This is a genomic window from Nostoc sp. DedQUE12b (assembly GCF_034530835.1).
Lineage (GTDB): Bacteria > Cyanobacteriota > Cyanobacteriia > Cyanobacteriales > Nostocaceae > Nostoc.
In genome coordinates this window covers 57,128-71,630 of sequence record NZ_JAVRCI010000022.1, presented here as the reverse complement: position 1 = coordinate 71,630, position 14,503 = coordinate 57,128, and the positions used below count along the sequence as shown (strand labels likewise).

Sequence of the window (14,503 nt, the reverse complement as noted above, 5' to 3'; positions counted from 1 at the left end):
ATAACTTTTCAAACATTCTTTAAGTGAAAAACTTAGTTACTGGCAACCTTACAAATTACCATAATATGTGATTTATATTTGTTAGTAGTATAGTGAATAAGTTGTAGTCCAGAACGTTCTAGCTCTTGCAATAGTTTAGGTATTTCATACTTGTGATGTCGCCAAATAGTAATCTCTTCACCTTTAGAGATTTCAATATTTTTATCTACACCCATTCGACTAAAATTTATAGTGTAATCATGACGTAGTTTCAGATTAGCAACAATACTATCTGTTTTTAAATCATATTTTCTCACTAGTTCGCAATCTTCAGATTTTATCCCAATCTTCTTTTTAACCCATCCATATACTTCTTCTACATGATACTTGCAGCCACCTCTAACTATTCCATCCCATGTAGAGTTAGAACCAGTCTCGTTAGTAAATACTAAAAGATCATTTTTTCCCATGCTATCTCTAAAGTTTTTGAACACCTCATCTCTATTTTGATGATTTCCAATGGTAACACCTAAGTGTAAAAATATTTTGGCTGTGTCGTCAATTTCAAGGCTATCTTGATTTTGGAATAAAATTTTGGGTACACAACTACTTTCTATATCAATTGTGGAACTGAGAAAATCGATTAATGGAAACCATTTTTTGAAATTACTTTTGGAGACATGAAGCAATTCTTCGCTAATATCTAAAGCAATATATTTGTTAACCTTTTTTAATTGATTTAGTTTGCGGATAAACTTTTTAACTGGATATGAATTACCTGCACCAACGTCGATAATATTTACTCTATCGCCAGCTTTTATATTACTATTCAGGTATTTAAAATTTTCTTTTAAAAGGTCAATTTCTACATTTGCTCTTCCATACCATCTAGGAATAGCGTGTTTCAGATAAAAATCGTTCCAAATTTTTGCACCTCTTCCTTTATAAGAATACTTGAGAGGGATTTCTCGTCTGACTTCTAATGCATGAATTATCCCTGAAACTTCTTCTTCAGAAAAAAGAGAGTAGAACTCAGAACTTGGCTTTGCTGTGCGACTGATAGCAGGTGAAATATCACAGGGAAGTTGGGAATTACGATGAAAATTTTGAGCCATTATTCTTGTTCTTTGGTTTTCTTCGGTCTGGAAATTGATTAGCCGCAATGCTTGCTAAAAATGTATTCTCCCATGCCACCGTCCCAAAACCTGGAATTTGCACCACAAACAAGAGAGGTACTCTATATTTCACATTCGCCACTATCAAATGGTCAATTGTTTTTTTACAATCAAAGTACGATAATTTTCCAATGATACAGGGGTGAATTGCAGTGGTACAGCAACCAGAACTCCAGGAAACTTCGTCGATAAAGGCAACCCAGCGCGTGCTTAAAAGTTTAAGCACTTACCGATGGACTTCGCTTGGAGCATTGGTCAGCCTGTTGCTGTTGACGATCGCCAACGCACTCACTCCACAACTATTTCGGTGGGGAATTGATGAGGGAATCACGCCAAAAAATCTCCAAATTGTGCTGTATAGCGCCGCCTGGATGGTAGTTGCCGCGATCGCTCGTGGTGTATTTAACTTTGGACAAAGCTATTTAGCAGAAGCAGCGTCTCAGGGTGTTGCTTATGACCTGCGAAACAAAATTTTCAGCAAAATTCAAAATCTCAGTTTCAGCTTTCATGACCAGGCGCAGACTTCCCAACTCCTAACCCGTGTCACCAGCGACATTGAACAAATTCGTACCTTTGTTGGTACTAGTTTAATTCAGGTCGTCAGTTCAGTTGTGACATTGGTGAGTATTTCGATGGTTTTGCTGGTGATGAACTGGCAATTAGCACTGATTAGCCTAACAGCAGTGCCGATAACCGCATGGTTAATGGCACGATTCGTCAGCCGAAATAACAAACTTTTTCGGCAAGTACAAGAGCAACTGAGCAACCTCAATGCTATATTGCAAGAGAACTTGCTAGGAATCCGCGTAGTAAAAGCCTTTGTGCGGGAGTCAACCGAAAGGTCGCGTTACACAACTCTCAATGATGGCCTAGTCAAGGCAAACATGAAGACCATTAGCGCCATCCGCGATACCTTCCCCTTGATATTCTTGCTGAGTAATTTGGTAACACTGGCAGTTTTCGCCTACGGGGGAGCGCAGGTGATTGGGCGCAGATTTTCCATTGGCGAGCTGGTGGCGTTTAACTCCTACCTAGCGTTGATTCTCCAACCGATTTTGTTGATTGGATTTGCCGCACCCGCGATCGCTCAAGCAGCAGCTTCCGCCGAACGTGTCTACGAAGTTGTAGATGCAGAGGTAGAAATTCGCGATCGCCCTGGTGCTGTCCCCTTTGACATCTGTGGTGGTAGAATTACCTTTGAAAATGTTTCCTTTCGCTATCCCGGAGCGACAACCGAAACTCTCAAAGAAGTATCCTTTGAAACCAAGCCTAACGAGCTAATCGCCGTTCTCGGAATGACTGGTTCAGGAAAAAGCACAATCATGAACCTGATTCCCCGCTTTTACGATGTCACCAAGGGAGCAGTTCGCATTGACGGACGAGATATAAAAAGTTTTACACTCAAAAGCCTCAGATCGCATATTGGTATTGTGTTTCAGGAAACCACCCTCTTTTCTGGCACAATCCGCGAAAATATTGCCTATGCCAAACCTGATGCCACCTTAGAGCAAGTGATTGAAGTTGCGAAAACCGCCCAAATGCACGATTTTATTAGCGGTCTAGCCGATGGCTACGAGACGATTGTGGGTGAACGGGGCGTGGGTTTATCTGGTGGACAAAAGCAGCGAATTGCGATCGCTCGTACCTTACTAACCGATTACAGCATTCTGATTTTAGACGATAGTACCTCGGCTGTAGATGCCAAAACTGCTGCCCAAATTCAAGCCGAACTAGATGGTTTAATGCGTCAAAAAGCTTGTACAACCTTTGTAGTAGCTCAACGTATTAGCACCGTGAAAAATGCCGACCGCATTTTTCTCATGGATAAAGGACGTTTGGTAGCACAAGGCACTCACGAAGAATTGATGCAAACCAGTCCACTCTACGGTGTGATTTTGGAATCTCAGGTAAAGCCGAAGGAGAAAAAATGAGAGGCACTATTCCCGTTGTTGCATCTGAGGAAAACGCGAGTCAGCAACTTTCCACCCTGCGGCGCTTTTTACAATACGTACTACTTTATCGCAAAGAAATTCCCATCGCCCTGACATTAGTATTAATTGGTGCCATAACTCAGGCCGTTGGGCCATTCTTTCTCGGCTGGTCGATCGATCATCTGATTGCACAAGGTAATTTGCAAGGACTGCTGCTGTTGTTAGGACTACTAGGGCTGAACTATGGACTTAGTGTTTTAGCAATTCGGGGTCAAATTATTCGAGTCGGCTGGATTATGCAGCGATTGCTGGCTCAATTGAGGCAAGATATTTTCATTAAAATCCAAAGTCTGCCACTCAGCTTTTTCGATCGCAGCGAAGCAGGCGATTTAATGAGCCGATTGCTGAATGATGTCAACACCGTGAATCAAGCATTTGGATTGACGATCGCCCAAATGCTGGGCAATACTTTCAGTTTGGTGGGCATTGTAATTGCCATGCTCTCAATCAACCTGCAACTTGGTTTATTGAGCAATCTAGTTGTGCCACTGATGATTTTTACCACAAGTTTATTTGCACGTTGGGCAAGAGTCAGATTTCGCGTCACCCGACAAACTATTGGGGAGCTTTCTGCCAAGTTAGAAGAAGATATTGGCAGCGTGCGAGAAGCGCAAGCATTTAATCGCGTACAGATGAATATCAAAGAATTCGACGTTCTTAACGCCGCCAATAGAGATGCCAACGTTGAGGCTGTGGCAATTACTTCAGCTTTTTTACCCTCGATCGATTTTCTAAACACATTAGCAACCGCAGGCGTACTAGCCTATGGCGGTTATCTGGCGGTAACAGGAGTTGTAACAGTAGGTGTAGTGACATCCTTTTTACTTTATGTCCAGCAGTTCTTCCGCCCTATCCAAATTCTTAGTCAGTTTTATACTCAAGCTCAATCTGCTTTCGCCGGATTAGAGCGAATATTTCTACTATTAGATGAACCATCAGTACTCAAAGATGCACCCGATGCCACAGAAATGCCGCCTATTCAAGGTGAGGTGACATTCGAGAATGTCAAATTTGGCTACAATCCAGATCAACTGGTTCTCAAAGGCGTGAATTTACACGCTTATCCAGGACAGATGGTTGCATTAGTCGGGCCAACCGGTTCAGGAAAAAGTACAATTATTAACTTGATTTTGCGCTTCTATGATGTATCAAGCGGTGCGGTGAAAATTGATAATATTGATGTGCGTAGCGTGACTCAAGCAAGTCTGCGCCGTCAAATTGGCATTGTCCTGCAAGATAATATTTTGTTCACTGGTACTGTTGCCGAAAATATAGCTTTTGGCGCTCCTTACGCCACCCAAGCTGATATTGAAGCAGCTGCACAACTGGCAAATGTGCATGAGTTCATTACCTCACTACCACAGGGTTATACAACTCAATTAGGTGAACGGGGAGCGCCTCTGAGCCAAGGACAGCGACAACTAATCAGTATTGCTCGTGCGGTATTAATTAATCCCCAAATTCTGATTCTTGATGAAGCCACCAGCAGTATTGACACCCGCACAGAAGCACTAGTACAAAGTGCGATCGCTCGTTTGCTTCAAGGTCGTACCAGTTTCGTAATTGCCCACCGCCTCAGTACAGTTACGCAGGCAGATCAGGTTTTAGTAATTCAGCAGGGACAAATTGTAGAACAAGGTACTCACGCCGAACTCGTTAATCAGCAAGGTGTTTATGCCAACCTTTATGCTCTGCAACTGGGTGCAGCAGACACAATGGTTCTTCAAAACGAAAAGTAAAATATATAGATACATAGCTCAAATTTACTAATTGCTAACAAAAAAATGAAGCTCCCTAACCTAGATTCGGAAACCATAGATCGCATCATTGAAATGGCATGGGAAGATAGAACATCTTTTGATGCTATTGAGGCTCAGTTTGGGCTACTGGAGAAACAGGTAATCGCCATAATGAGGCGCGAAATGAAAGAATCTAGTTTCAAGATGTGGCGAGAACGAGTTACCAAACGCAATACGAAGCATTTATCTCAGCGAGAATTTATTACAGGTCGGTTTAAATCGCATAATCAAAAAACCTAAGTAATTAGGTAAGCGATTGCTCTTTTGTCATATAAACCATCAAGGGCTAAAATGCTGTATAAAAAATAAGCCTGCGATCGCGCTTCGCGTTGCCACAGGCATCGCTTGTACTCATTGAGTGAAAACTACCAAATTCACAAGCACAATGACGAAAGTTACACTCTACATTGCAGCTAGTTTGGATGGCTACATTGCTCGCAGCGATGGCGGAATTGATTGGCTATCCCTCCTTGATACAGAAGATGAAGACTACGGTTACACTGATTTTTACGAATCGATTGATGCGATCGTCTTAGGTAGCAAGACGTATGAAGTAGGGCTGGGTTTTGATCAATGGCCTTATCCAGAAAAAAAATCTTTCGTATTCACCCAGCGTCGTCTCCAATCTGATCGTGAGGACGTTGTGTTTATTTCTGACCCAGTAAAACAGGCGTTAGCTAATATAGAGGCTCAAGGTTTTAAAAATATCTGGCTAGTTGGTGGCGGAAAATTAATCAATTCGTTTCTTCAGCACAGCTTGATTGACGAATATATTATTTCAATTATTCCAACTATCTTAGGTGGCGGTATATATCTTTTCCCACCACCTACCCCTGAAGAAAAATTGGAGCTGATTAACTCAAAACAATATCCAAGTGGTTTACTGCAAGCGCATTATAGGCGAAAAAGTAATCTTGAAAATAATTCGTAATTCTTAATGATGCTATCTACGAATTACGAATTACGAATTACGAATTACGAATTATCTAAAGAAGCTTCTGAACAGCATTACTAAAGTCTTCGTAAGGAGAAACCCCTACTATAGTTTCTGCTAAAATACCATCTTTGAAAATTAAAACTGCTGGAATACTGCGAAGACCGAATTTTTTGAAAATGGGCTTATTGCTGTCAACGTCTACCTTAACGACTTTAGCGCGACCTTTGTATTCTTCAGCAAGTTGATCCATTAACGGACTAACTAAGCGACAGGGGCCACACCAAGTAGCAGTAAAATCAACAACAACAACTTTCTCTTCACTTCCATTTAAAACAACATCAAATTCACTTTCTTCAACGTAAGTAACTATGTCAGTATCAGTAGACATTTTTTAATTCCTTAGTGTCAAACTAAAATTTAAGCAAAAAGCTAACTATACAAACTATACTCCCTTCTGAGTGCCAGATTTATTAGTTACTTAACATTGATTGGGAAACCCCATAGCTGAATTTGGCTTGTTAAGGTATATTTAATAACTTAATAATATATTGTACTTAGGATGCGATCGCATAATTTTACTAACCAATCTAATCCAAAAACCCATACCTTCAAGGCGTAGAAGCGTCAATAGTCATCCTGTTGACCAAATAGTTCTAATAACCCAATTGTGCCAACAAAAAAAGTATAAGTTGCATATTTTATTGGTATCTTTTGTCTTGAAGGTGCATAAAAAGCTGCTATAATGCTCTCAATAAAATGGCTCATTATGGCAAAACGCTCAATCCAAAAAATTGGATTAAGGCTGCTGGGCACATTAATATTAGTTATTACTGCATAAATATTCCACGATTCTAATCCAATTGCGCTTGTTATAAGCACTGTAGAAATAATTTTTATAAAAAAATACATCTTTTTCTTGATAAACTTTAAATCCATACTGTTCACAACAAGAATATTTAATATATCTACAAGACTTGGAAAATTAACAGACAAGTTAATGTATGCTGTCTAAAACATTGCTCCAAGTCAACTAATTTTATCTCATGATTTCCATTTTTGTAAAAACCCATAAAAATATAGATATGCTACAAAGGTAAACTGGCACAGCTAGCTATACGTCCTCACGAGTATCTTGCATTGCAACTTCTCTGATTAAAAACTTATAAAAAAGAAATTATCCCAAATTATTCGTACATTTGTATTAGAGGGACACTAATGTGCGTCCTCAGTATGAGATGTTGTTTAGCTGAAAGTCCCTTAAGTCAATATTTGCAAAATTTTGAGAGCAAAACAGGCTAAAAACTATGAATAATCAAGATTCAATCACCAGATATTTAAAAAATGACAAAAGTGTGGAATAATACATAGATAGAAAATTAAATCGCACTCCATAGATTGATAATAAATGTAAAGCTATGATTGCTCAACATTACAACTCAATTCATGTTGAAAATAACTTGCTTAAACAAATCAAAATTAAAGAAAATCAGCTAAAAATTGCCCAAGAGTCTGAGATGCTTCATGTAGCAGAAGAATTACAGAGTCAATTATTAAAGCTACAGTCTCAATTATCAGAGCCGCAAGAGCAAGACGTTGAAATTCAAGCGTTAATGAGTTTGCTAGACGAATAAGATTGTAAAATTTTGCAACAAAATTTATTGAAAATACAAAACCTCTGTTAACCACAAGCAAAGCATAGTGGTTGTGATGCATAGATATATAGCTTATGTGCTACAGCTTAAGAATTAACAGCATTAGCAGGAGCCATAGAAGGGTGATGATTCTCGCTTAAATAAGAGGTTGGGGTTTTTGTTGAGTATGTGGTTTTTTGCTTTGCGGTACCGAATCAATCTTAAGAATAGGTTTAATTGGGCGCTGTTGCCTTTGATTAAGAATTTGAATTTCTCTCTCAATTGAATCTTTTCCTTGTCTAAAAAATTCTTGAGAATTATATGGAACCAAGTCACGCGATAAATGTTGAGCTTGTCTTGGAGTCAAACTAGGAAATGCTTGTTCAGCATTGGCAGAAGTCTGTACAGCCAGTAAAAAAGTTGTTGAAAGCACCAAAGGTTTTATTTTTATACATCCGGTGATTATTAGGTTTAACATAGTTGATATATTTTTTGAGTGAATACAGCTTCCAACCATATTAGTGTTGGTCTGATTATAAATAAATTACACTTATTCCTTTACTAATTACCTCCTACAAATGGATGAATTAATCAGCTAAACTATTAGTACAGTACAGCGTAAATACAGCTACCATCTAAATTAACCAGATAAGTTACTCAAGCAACTGGTTAAAGTTAGGCAAACCTTCCATGACTTTAAATTTTGATGGACGTTTAAAGCAAGAGAATTGTGCTATTCAGTAGTGAATGGAATTTTCGCCTTTTGAAACACCTGCTCAACAGTAAATTGCAGTCCTTCAAACAAAGAATCTGTGAGTAGTTCTTCTCCCATATAAGTTTGTGGTGCTGTATCTGGATAAAAAACAGTAATACTTCTGGCTTTACTATCTAATACCCATACCCGCAGCACCTTAGCATCCAAATAGTCTTTGGCTTTAGCCGCCATTTGTCCAAAGGTTTGCCCTGGGGAAATAATCTCAATCACCAAATCGGGAGGAACAGAACATGCTCCTTCTTTATCCCAATCAGGGGGTAAACGTTCATTAGAAATATATAAAATATCCGGTATTGGCATCCAATCTCGCCCTCGACGAGTTAATGCAACAGCTAATTCTGGGCAAACTTCTCCTTTCCCCTGACAGCATTGCTCAATCAAATTCAGAAGGGCACGAGTAAGTTTAGAGTGGAATTTTTTTGGTGACATTTTAGGAATTGCTTGACCATCAACAAGTTCGTAGGTGATATCTCCCTCGCCTGGTGGAAGATTTAGGAACTCTTGCAAAGTTAATTGATTTTTGGCTTGGAGTATCATGACTCATTAATTCGTAATTGAAGGACAGAGCAACTAACCTTTATTCTGACTCCTGTTAGCGGTAGCGGGGCGTTTAGCCCATTCTGACTCCTGAATTCTTCTTCAAATTGTTCGCATTCCCCGCAACACTTGCCGAATAATATCCGATGACACTTCATCAGTAATTGTTACTACACCAATCTCTGTTGGTAAAACAAACCGAACTTTCCCGGCTTGGACTTTCTTATCTAATTGCAACGCCTCAATAATTGCTTCAATATCTACCCCATCTGGTAACTGAGTCGGTAAACCCGCTTTTTGAATTAAAGCATTTTGACGTTCTGTGTCTTCCTTTTGCCACAGTCCTAAATCCACAGCAATTTGACCGGCTGCTACCATACCAATAGCCACCGCTTCACCATGATTTACTAGACGATAACCAGTCAAACTTTCTACTGTATGACCAATGGTGTGTCCATAGTTGAGAATTGCGCGTAATCCGCCTTCTTTCTCATCTTTGCCAACAACATCAGCTTTTGCTTGACAAGAGCGCATTAATATGTTTGTTATTAAGTCAGGTTTGACATAGCGGAGTTGGTCGAGGCGTTTACTTGCTTCTAACTGGGTAAACAATTCGGCATCCCAAATCACACCGTACTTAATAACTTCTGCCATTCCTGCCCGAAACTCGCGCATAGGTAGAGTTTTTAACACATCTGGGTCAATCAAAACCAAACGCGGTTGATGGAATGCCCCAATTAAGTTTTTACCGTGGGGATGATTCACGCCAGTTTTGCCACCAATTGCCGAATCTACCATCGCCAACAAAGAGGTAGGCACTTGGACAACATTAATACCACGTAGCCAAGTTGCAGCTGCAAAGCCAGTCATATCCCCAATTACACCTCCGCCCAAAGCCACCATCGTAGAAGAACGTTCTAGGCGGTTTTCTAAGGCTACATCATAGAGTTTTTGAATGGAATTGAGGGTTTTATAGCGTTCACCAGGTGGTAAAGTACAACTAGCAACTTCAAATCCAGCAGATTTTAGGGATGTAATTGCTCTTTCGCCAAAATACTTAAAAATCGTCGGATTAGAAACTAGCAGTACCTTCTTGCCTAGATTGAGACTGGCCATGTGTTGACCCAGTTGGTCTAAACTCGAAGGTGCGTTAGCGTAGCTCAACGAAGTTATCGCAATCTCATAAGACTGCTCTGGTAGATTTACATTAATTACAGAAGTCATTGCCCAACCCCAAACAAGCGTCCGTGGGCTGTATTGTATCGCAATCTAGGAAATGGGCATAGGGCATTGGTTAAGAAGCAGGCAAGCAGCAAAGAAGTTGTAGTAACTATTTCTCCTTGAATCCCGAAACTATAGCACCAACTACAAAATTGGCAAGCAGCAAAGAAGTTGTAGTACCTATTTCTCCTCTACCCTCATGCCCCATGCCCAATGCCCAATACCCAACAACTAATGATTCAATAGATTTAGGAAGTATTCTGGAGAGCAATAAATGTTTGCAATTGTGTCTTATATCGTCTTCTTGGGTTTATTCTTTGGCTTATCTGTAGGATTGCTGTTCGGTCTGCGGACTGCCAAGATAATTTAATCGAGAGGTATATTCAACCCAAAACTCATGTGGGGTAGGCATCTTGCCTGCCCTCGATTTATCAATATCCTATAAAACCCTTACTTTTCACCAAGCCCACCTCGGCGGACTTGGTAAAACTACTGTAGGCTTTAATCTGTCGGTACTTACTCTCTGATGTTGACAAGAAGTTAATTGTTTTTTCCTAAAGTATTGTTACCGCATCATGATATGATTCAGCTGACTGAATGTGCAGTCATCATATTTAACTGTACTGGTTTCAAGTCCCGTGAGCTTGTCAGACGAATCAATTGCGCCCACTCCGACAACGCAACAAGATGCTAAAACTGGTTCTGGAGGCACAGAATCAGGTAACTCCATGCAAGAGTTCCATGAACTCTTCCAGCGATTGTTGGTAATCACGCTTGTCTTGACGGGGGTTATTTTTATCTCTGTGTGGATTTTTTATTCCTTAAACATTGCCCTAAATTATTTAATTGGGGCGTGTACAGGTGTGGTTTACTTAAAAATGTTGGCTAGAGACGTTGAGCAGCTTGGTAGTCAGAAAACCAGTCTGAGCAAAACTCGTTTTGCTCTGTTTATTGGAGTGATGATCGTGGCAACTCAATGGCGTGAGCTACAGATTTTGCCCATTTTCTTGGGATTTCTAACTTACAAAGCCACGCTCTTCGTCTATATGGTGCAAATTGCGTTCATTCCTGATTCTTAAAAAGTCAGGCTCACAAAGATAGTAATCCCATCCTCGCTCGTTGGGGAAAATGCTTGAAGAATGCAAATGCTTAGTGTCTTAAACGCCTTTAATTCTTTTCCCCTCGCCGAATTAGAAGTAGGACATCATTTCTACTGGCAGTTGGGCAATCTTAAAATTCATGGGCAAGTTTTTCTTACCTCATGGTTTGTGATTAGTATTCTAGTAGTGGCTTCAATAGCTGCTACTCGCAACGCACAAAGAATTCCCAAGGGCATCCAGAATTTGATGGAATACGCCTTAGAATTTATTCGTGATTTGGCAAAAAACCAACTTGGTGAGAAAGAATACCGCCCTTGGGTGCCATTTATTGGCACACTGTTCTTGTTTATTTTCGTATCGAACTGGTCAGGCGCACTAATTCCCTGGAAGCTCATCAGGCTACCTTCAGGCGAATTAGCTGCTCCCACCAATGACATCAATACGACTGTCGCATTGGCATTGCTGACCTCCTTAGCGTACTTTTACGCAGGTTTTAGCAAACGGGGTTTAGGCTACTTTAAGAAATATATAGAGCCAACACCTGTTTTGTTGCCGATCGCAATTCTTGAAGATTTCACTAAGCCCCTCTCCCTAAGCTTCCGGCTATTTGGTAATATTTTGGCGGATGAATTGGTAGTAGCGGTGCTGGTGCTGCTAGTTCCTCTATTTGTACCTCTGCCTGTAATGGCCTTGGGTTTATTTACCAGTGCCATTCAAGCCCTGGTTTTTGCCACCCTAGCCGGAGCATACATTCATGAGGCAATGGAGGGGCATGGCGGAGATGAACATGAGGAGCATTAAACCAGTCAACAGTCAACAGTTATCAAGGGTGCGGCGAAACTGACAACTGATAACTGATAACTGATAACTGTTAAGCTTCTCAGCTGATAGCACAGTTCCAAGAGCATATTCGCTCAAAACATCGCAAAGCGCGATCAAAGAACTCATGTGCAGCGTGAAAACCACGTTTCTAATCGTTAACGTACTTTTGTTAGTTTTGTAATCAAAGCAAGGAAAATCAACATGGATCCATTAGTTCAGGCTGCTTCAGTTCTCGCTGCTGCTTTAGCGATTGGTTTAGCTGCAATTGGCCCTGGCATTGGTCAAGGAAATGCTGCTGGACAAGCGGTAGAAGGTATTGCTCGTCAACCTGAAGCAGAAGGAAAAATTCGCGGTACTCTGCTATTAACCTTGGCATTCATGGAATCTTTAACTATCTATGGTCTAGTAATTGCCCTGGTATTGCTGTTTGCTAACCCCTTCGGCTAATACCTGAAGTTGTTGTGAGTGTAGAGACGTGAACCATCACGCCTCTACAATCAAAACGTTTTGGATATCTCAGTAGTTATAATGCTCAGTTGACCCTTGTTGGCTATGGGTCTCTAAAATACGAAAGGTTGGATGATGTTGCTAGCCATGAAAACTGCTACTCCAGCCAAAGAGGAGACAAATGTTTGATTTCGATGCTACCTTGCCCTTCATGGCATTGCAATTCCTGCTATTGGCAGCTTTGTTGAATGCAATTTTCTATAAGCCACTGACCAAGGTACTAGACGATCGCGATAGTTATATCCGAACGAATACCCTTGAGGCACGGGAGAGCTTGGCTAAAGCCGAGCGCTTGGCTACCGAATATGAGCAACAACTCGCAGACGCTCGCAGACAATCGCAAGCTACCGTAGAAGCCGCTCAACTTGAAGCTAAGAAAATTACTGCCGAGAAAATTGCTGAAGCCCAAAAAGAAGCTCAGTCTCAACGAGAACAAGCTTCTGTTGAAATAGAACAACAAAAGCAAGAAGCTTTTCGTACCTTAGAGCAACAAGTTGATGCTCTAAGCAGGCAAATTCTAGAAAAACTATTGGGGCCAACTCCAGTTAGATAAACTAACTAAACTGGCTCTGTGAAAGCATACGCGCAACTGGGCCCCTAGTCCAGAGCGCAAAATTTAAGTTTCAAAAAAAGGCACTTTTTCCCTACGAGATAAAGATACTTTATTTCCCCTTGGGAAAATACAACGTATTAGCAAGCGAGCAGCGCACTTGTAAATGGGTATCATGGGCACATTCTTATTACTTGCCGCAGAAGCGAACGCTGTTCACTCTGAATTGGCAGAAGGCGCAGCAGAAGGTGGTTTCGGTCTAAACCTAGACATTTTTGAAACCAATCTGATCAATTTAACGATTCTGATTGGCATATTATTCTACTTCGGACGTAAGGTTTTAAGCAATATCCTGAACGAGCGACAATCCAATATTGCCACTGCAATTCAGGAAGCAGAAGGGCGCTTAAAAGAGGCAAAGACTGCCCTTTCCCAAGCGCAAGAGCAATTGAAGCAATCTCAGGCAGAGGCAGAACGCATCCGCCAATCTGCTACAGAAAACGCCCAAAAGACGAAAGAAGCCTTGTTAGCGAAAGCAGCGCAAGACGTAGAACGCCTGAAACAAACGGCAGCAGCAGATTTAAACACCGAAACAGAGCGAGCGATCGCTCAACTGCGGCAACGAGTTGCTACACTAGCATTGCAGAAAGTCGAATCACAACTCAAAGGCGGGATTGCTGACGATGCTCAACAAAGTTTAATTGATCGCAGCATCGCACAACTGGGAGGCAATGTATGACAAGTCAGGTAGCGTCAGCCGAAGTAGCCCAACCTTACGCACAGGCACTTTTGTCAATAGCGCAATCGAAAAATTTGACAGAAGAGTTCGGGGAAGATGCGCGTACTTTACTGGGACTCTTAAGAGCAGACAAACAGCTACAAAACTTCTTCAGCAACCCGTTTATTCAGGCTGAGAACAAAAAAGCTCTCATCAAACAAATACTCGGGGAAGGCTCTAACCCCTACTTACGCAACTTTTTGTTGGTGCTAGTAGACAAACGCCGCATTGCATTCTTGGAATCGATTTTTCAACAATATCTGGCGCTGTTGCGGCAGCTGAATCAAACCGTATTAGCGGAAGTAGTTTCAGCCGTTCCCCTCACAGAAGCTCAACAGCAGGCAATTACAGAAAAAGTCATTGCCATAACTAATGCTCGCCAGGTAGAACTAGAAACCAAGGTAGACAGTGAGTTAATTGGTGGTGTGATCATTAAAGTAGGTTCGCAGGTAATTGACGCCAGTATCCGGGGTCAGCTGCGCCGCCTTTCATTGCGCTTAACTAACAGCTAGAAGGTTAGGAGTAGAGACGCGATTAATCGCGTCTGTACAGGAGTTAGGAGTTAAAAGTTAGGAGTTAGGAGTTAAGTAAACAATAATTTATTTTGACTTTTAACTTTTAACCTTTGCTTTTTTAACTCATCGCTCTTAACTCATCACTCTTAACTCATCACTCCTAACTATTGAATTTTCCCGTCTCGA

Annotated in this window: 18 protein-coding genes; 12 read left to right on the top strand and 6 right to left on the bottom strand. The window is 41.0% G+C overall.

What is annotated here, in order from left to right; genetic code table 11:
• Positions 1-32 precede the first annotated feature (32 nt).
• A complete protein-coding gene (locus RMY16_RS13780) occupies positions 33-1,094 on the bottom strand; it encodes an L-histidine N(alpha)-methyltransferase (RefSeq protein WP_322736829.1) in 1,062 nt (353 codons plus the stop codon).
• A gap of 212 nt (positions 1,095-1,306) precedes the next feature.
• Between RMY16_RS13780 and RMY16_RS13775 the strand changes: the two genes are divergently transcribed.
• The 4 genes from RMY16_RS13775 to RMY16_RS13760 all read left to right on the top strand — a co-directional run bounded on the left by RMY16_RS13775 (position 1,307) and on the right by RMY16_RS13760 (position 5,875).
• Positions 1,307-3,085, top strand: coding sequence for an ABC transporter ATP-binding protein (locus RMY16_RS13775; RefSeq protein ID WP_322736828.1), 1,779 nt, complete (start codon positions 1,307-1,309; stop codon positions 3,083-3,085).
• On the top strand, positions 3,082-4,884 hold the full coding sequence (locus RMY16_RS13770) for an ABC transporter ATP-binding protein (protein WP_322736827.1): 1,803 nt from the start codon (positions 3,082-3,084) through the stop codon (positions 4,882-4,884). The genes RMY16_RS13775 and RMY16_RS13770 overlap by 4 nt, the downstream gene beginning before the upstream one ends.
• A 45-nt stretch (positions 4,885-4,929) precedes the next feature.
• Complete coding sequence (locus RMY16_RS13765; RefSeq protein ID WP_322736826.1) at positions 4,930-5,184, top strand: TIGR03643 family protein; 255 nt, start codon at positions 4,930-4,932, stop codon at positions 5,182-5,184.
• Positions 5,185-5,329: 145 nt separating this feature from the next.
• Positions 5,330-5,875, top strand: a complete 546-nt coding sequence (locus RMY16_RS13760; protein ID WP_322736825.1) for a dihydrofolate reductase family protein — start codon at positions 5,330-5,332, stop codon at positions 5,873-5,875.
• Positions 5,876-5,930: 55 nt separating this feature from the next.
• On the opposite strand, the gene trxA is transcribed toward RMY16_RS13760, so the two are convergent.
• A complete protein-coding gene (gene trxA / locus RMY16_RS13755) occupies positions 5,931-6,269 on the bottom strand; it encodes a thioredoxin (RefSeq protein ID WP_289795041.1) in 339 nt (112 codons plus the stop codon).
• A gap of 236 nt (positions 6,270-6,505) precedes the next feature.
• The gene (locus RMY16_RS13750) at positions 6,506-6,817 is read right to left on the bottom strand and encodes a hypothetical protein (protein WP_322736844.1); all 312 of its coding nucleotides are present in this window, start codon (positions 6,815-6,817) and stop codon (positions 6,506-6,508) included.
• A gap of 479 nt (positions 6,818-7,296) precedes the next feature.
• On the opposite strand from RMY16_RS13750, the gene RMY16_RS13745 reads away from it, so the two are divergent.
• On the top strand, positions 7,297-7,512 hold the full coding sequence (locus RMY16_RS13745) for a hypothetical protein (RefSeq protein ID WP_322662778.1): 216 nt from the start codon (positions 7,297-7,299) through the stop codon (positions 7,510-7,512).
• Between the two features lie 157 nt (positions 7,513-7,669).
• Here the strand turns inward: RMY16_RS13745 and RMY16_RS13740 are convergent, their stop codons facing one another.
• The 3 genes from RMY16_RS13740 to aroB all read right to left on the bottom strand — a co-directional run bounded on the left by RMY16_RS13740 (position 7,670) and on the right by aroB (position 10,048).
• Positions 7,670-7,990 carry a hypothetical protein gene (locus RMY16_RS13740; protein ID WP_322662779.1) on the bottom strand — a complete coding sequence of 107 codons (321 nt, stop codon included), beginning with the start codon at positions 7,988-7,990 and terminating at the stop codon, positions 7,670-7,672.
• Positions 7,991-8,245: 255 nt separating this feature from the next.
• Positions 8,246-8,824 carry a Uma2 family endonuclease gene (locus tag RMY16_RS13735; protein ID WP_322736824.1) on the bottom strand — a complete coding sequence of 193 codons (579 nt, stop codon included), beginning with the start codon at positions 8,822-8,824 and terminating at the stop codon, positions 8,246-8,248.
• Between the two features lie 102 nt (positions 8,825-8,926).
• Positions 8,927-10,048, bottom strand: coding sequence for a 3-dehydroquinate synthase (aroB, locus tag RMY16_RS13730; RefSeq protein ID WP_322736823.1), 1,122 nt, complete (start codon positions 10,046-10,048; stop codon positions 8,927-8,929).
• 271 nt (positions 10,049-10,319) lie between these two features.
• On the opposite strand from aroB, the gene petL reads away from it, so the two are divergent.
• The 7 genes from petL to atpH all read left to right on the top strand — a co-directional run bounded on the left by petL (position 10,320) and on the right by atpH (position 14,314).
• On the top strand, positions 10,320-10,415 hold the full coding sequence (petL, locus tag RMY16_RS13725; RefSeq protein WP_099101760.1) for a cytochrome b6-f complex subunit PetL: 96 nt from the start codon (positions 10,320-10,322) through the stop codon (positions 10,413-10,415).
• A 268-nt stretch (positions 10,416-10,683) separates the two neighbouring features.
• Positions 10,684-11,124, top strand: coding sequence for an ATP synthase subunit I (locus tag RMY16_RS13720; protein ID WP_322662783.1), 441 nt, complete (start codon positions 10,684-10,686; stop codon positions 11,122-11,124).
• 60 nt (positions 11,125-11,184) lie between these two features.
• Positions 11,185-11,946: a F0F1 ATP synthase subunit A gene (gene atpB / locus RMY16_RS13715; RefSeq protein WP_322736822.1), complete on the top strand. Its 762-nt coding sequence runs from the start codon at positions 11,185-11,187 to the stop codon at positions 11,944-11,946.
• A gap of 222 nt (positions 11,947-12,168) precedes the next feature.
• Positions 12,169-12,414 (top strand): ATP synthase F0 subunit C, encoded by a 246-nt coding sequence (atpE, locus tag RMY16_RS13710; RefSeq protein WP_012411162.1) that lies wholly within the window; start codon positions 12,169-12,171, stop codon positions 12,412-12,414.
• A 181-nt stretch (positions 12,415-12,595) separates the two neighbouring features.
• On the top strand, positions 12,596-13,027 hold the full coding sequence (locus RMY16_RS13705) for a F0F1 ATP synthase subunit B' (protein WP_190894666.1): 432 nt from the start codon (positions 12,596-12,598) through the stop codon (positions 13,025-13,027).
• Positions 13,028-13,190: 163 nt separating this feature from the next.
• Entirely contained in the window at positions 13,191-13,763 is a 573-nt protein-coding gene (locus RMY16_RS13700; protein WP_322662785.1) for a F0F1 ATP synthase subunit B, read from the top strand.
• Positions 13,760-14,314, top strand: a complete 555-nt coding sequence (atpH, locus tag RMY16_RS13695) for an ATP synthase F1 subunit delta (RefSeq protein WP_322736821.1) — start codon at positions 13,760-13,762, stop codon at positions 14,312-14,314. The genes RMY16_RS13700 and atpH overlap by 4 nt, the downstream gene beginning before the upstream one ends.
• The last annotated feature ends 189 nt before the right edge of the window (positions 14,315-14,503 follow it).

Bases quoted from the DNA above. Each gene is read 5' to 3' on its own strand.
- aroB (WP_322736823.1), bottom strand. From the start codon at position 10,048: ATGACTTCTGTAATTAATGTAAATCTACCAGAGCAGTCTTATGAGATT.
- atpH (WP_322736821.1), top strand. From the start codon at position 13,760: ATGACAAGTCAGGTAGCGTCAGCCGAAGTAGCCCAACCTTACGCACAG.
- RMY16_RS13700 (WP_322662785.1), top strand. From the start codon at position 13,191: ATGGGTATCATGGGCACATTCTTATTACTTGCCGCAGAAGCGAACGCT.
- RMY16_RS13770 (WP_322736827.1), top strand. From the start codon at position 3,082: ATGAGAGGCACTATTCCCGTTGTTGCATCTGAGGAAAACGCGAGTCAG.
- RMY16_RS13780 (WP_322736829.1), bottom strand. From the start codon at position 1,094: ATGGCTCAAAATTTTCATCGTAATTCCCAACTTCCCTGTGATATTTCA.
- RMY16_RS13705 (WP_190894666.1), top strand. From the start codon at position 12,596: ATGTTTGATTTCGATGCTACCTTGCCCTTCATGGCATTGCAATTCCTG.
- RMY16_RS13765 (WP_322736826.1), top strand. From the start codon at position 4,930: ATGAAGCTCCCTAACCTAGATTCGGAAACCATAGATCGCATCATTGAA.
- RMY16_RS13750 (WP_322736844.1), bottom strand. From the start codon at position 6,817: ATGGATTTAAAGTTTATCAAGAAAAAGATGTATTTTTTTATAAAAATT.
- petL (WP_099101760.1), top strand. From the start codon at position 10,320: ATGTTTGCAATTGTGTCTTATATCGTCTTCTTGGGTTTATTCTTTGGC.
- RMY16_RS13745 (WP_322662778.1), top strand. From the start codon at position 7,297: ATGATTGCTCAACATTACAACTCAATTCATGTTGAAAATAACTTGCTT.
- RMY16_RS13760 (WP_322736825.1), top strand. From the start codon at position 5,330: ATGACGAAAGTTACACTCTACATTGCAGCTAGTTTGGATGGCTACATT.
- atpE (WP_012411162.1), top strand. From the start codon at position 12,169: ATGGATCCATTAGTTCAGGCTGCTTCAGTTCTCGCTGCTGCTTTAGCG.
- RMY16_RS13740 (WP_322662779.1), bottom strand. From the start codon at position 7,990: ATGTTAAACCTAATAATCACCGGATGTATAAAAATAAAACCTTTGGTG.
- trxA (WP_289795041.1), bottom strand. From the start codon at position 6,269: ATGTCTACTGATACTGACATAGTTACTTACGTTGAAGAAAGTGAATTT.
- RMY16_RS13735 (WP_322736824.1), bottom strand. From the start codon at position 8,824: ATGATACTCCAAGCCAAAAATCAATTAACTTTGCAAGAGTTCCTAAAT.
- atpB (WP_322736822.1), top strand. From the start codon at position 11,185: ATGCAAATGCTTAGTGTCTTAAACGCCTTTAATTCTTTTCCCCTCGCC.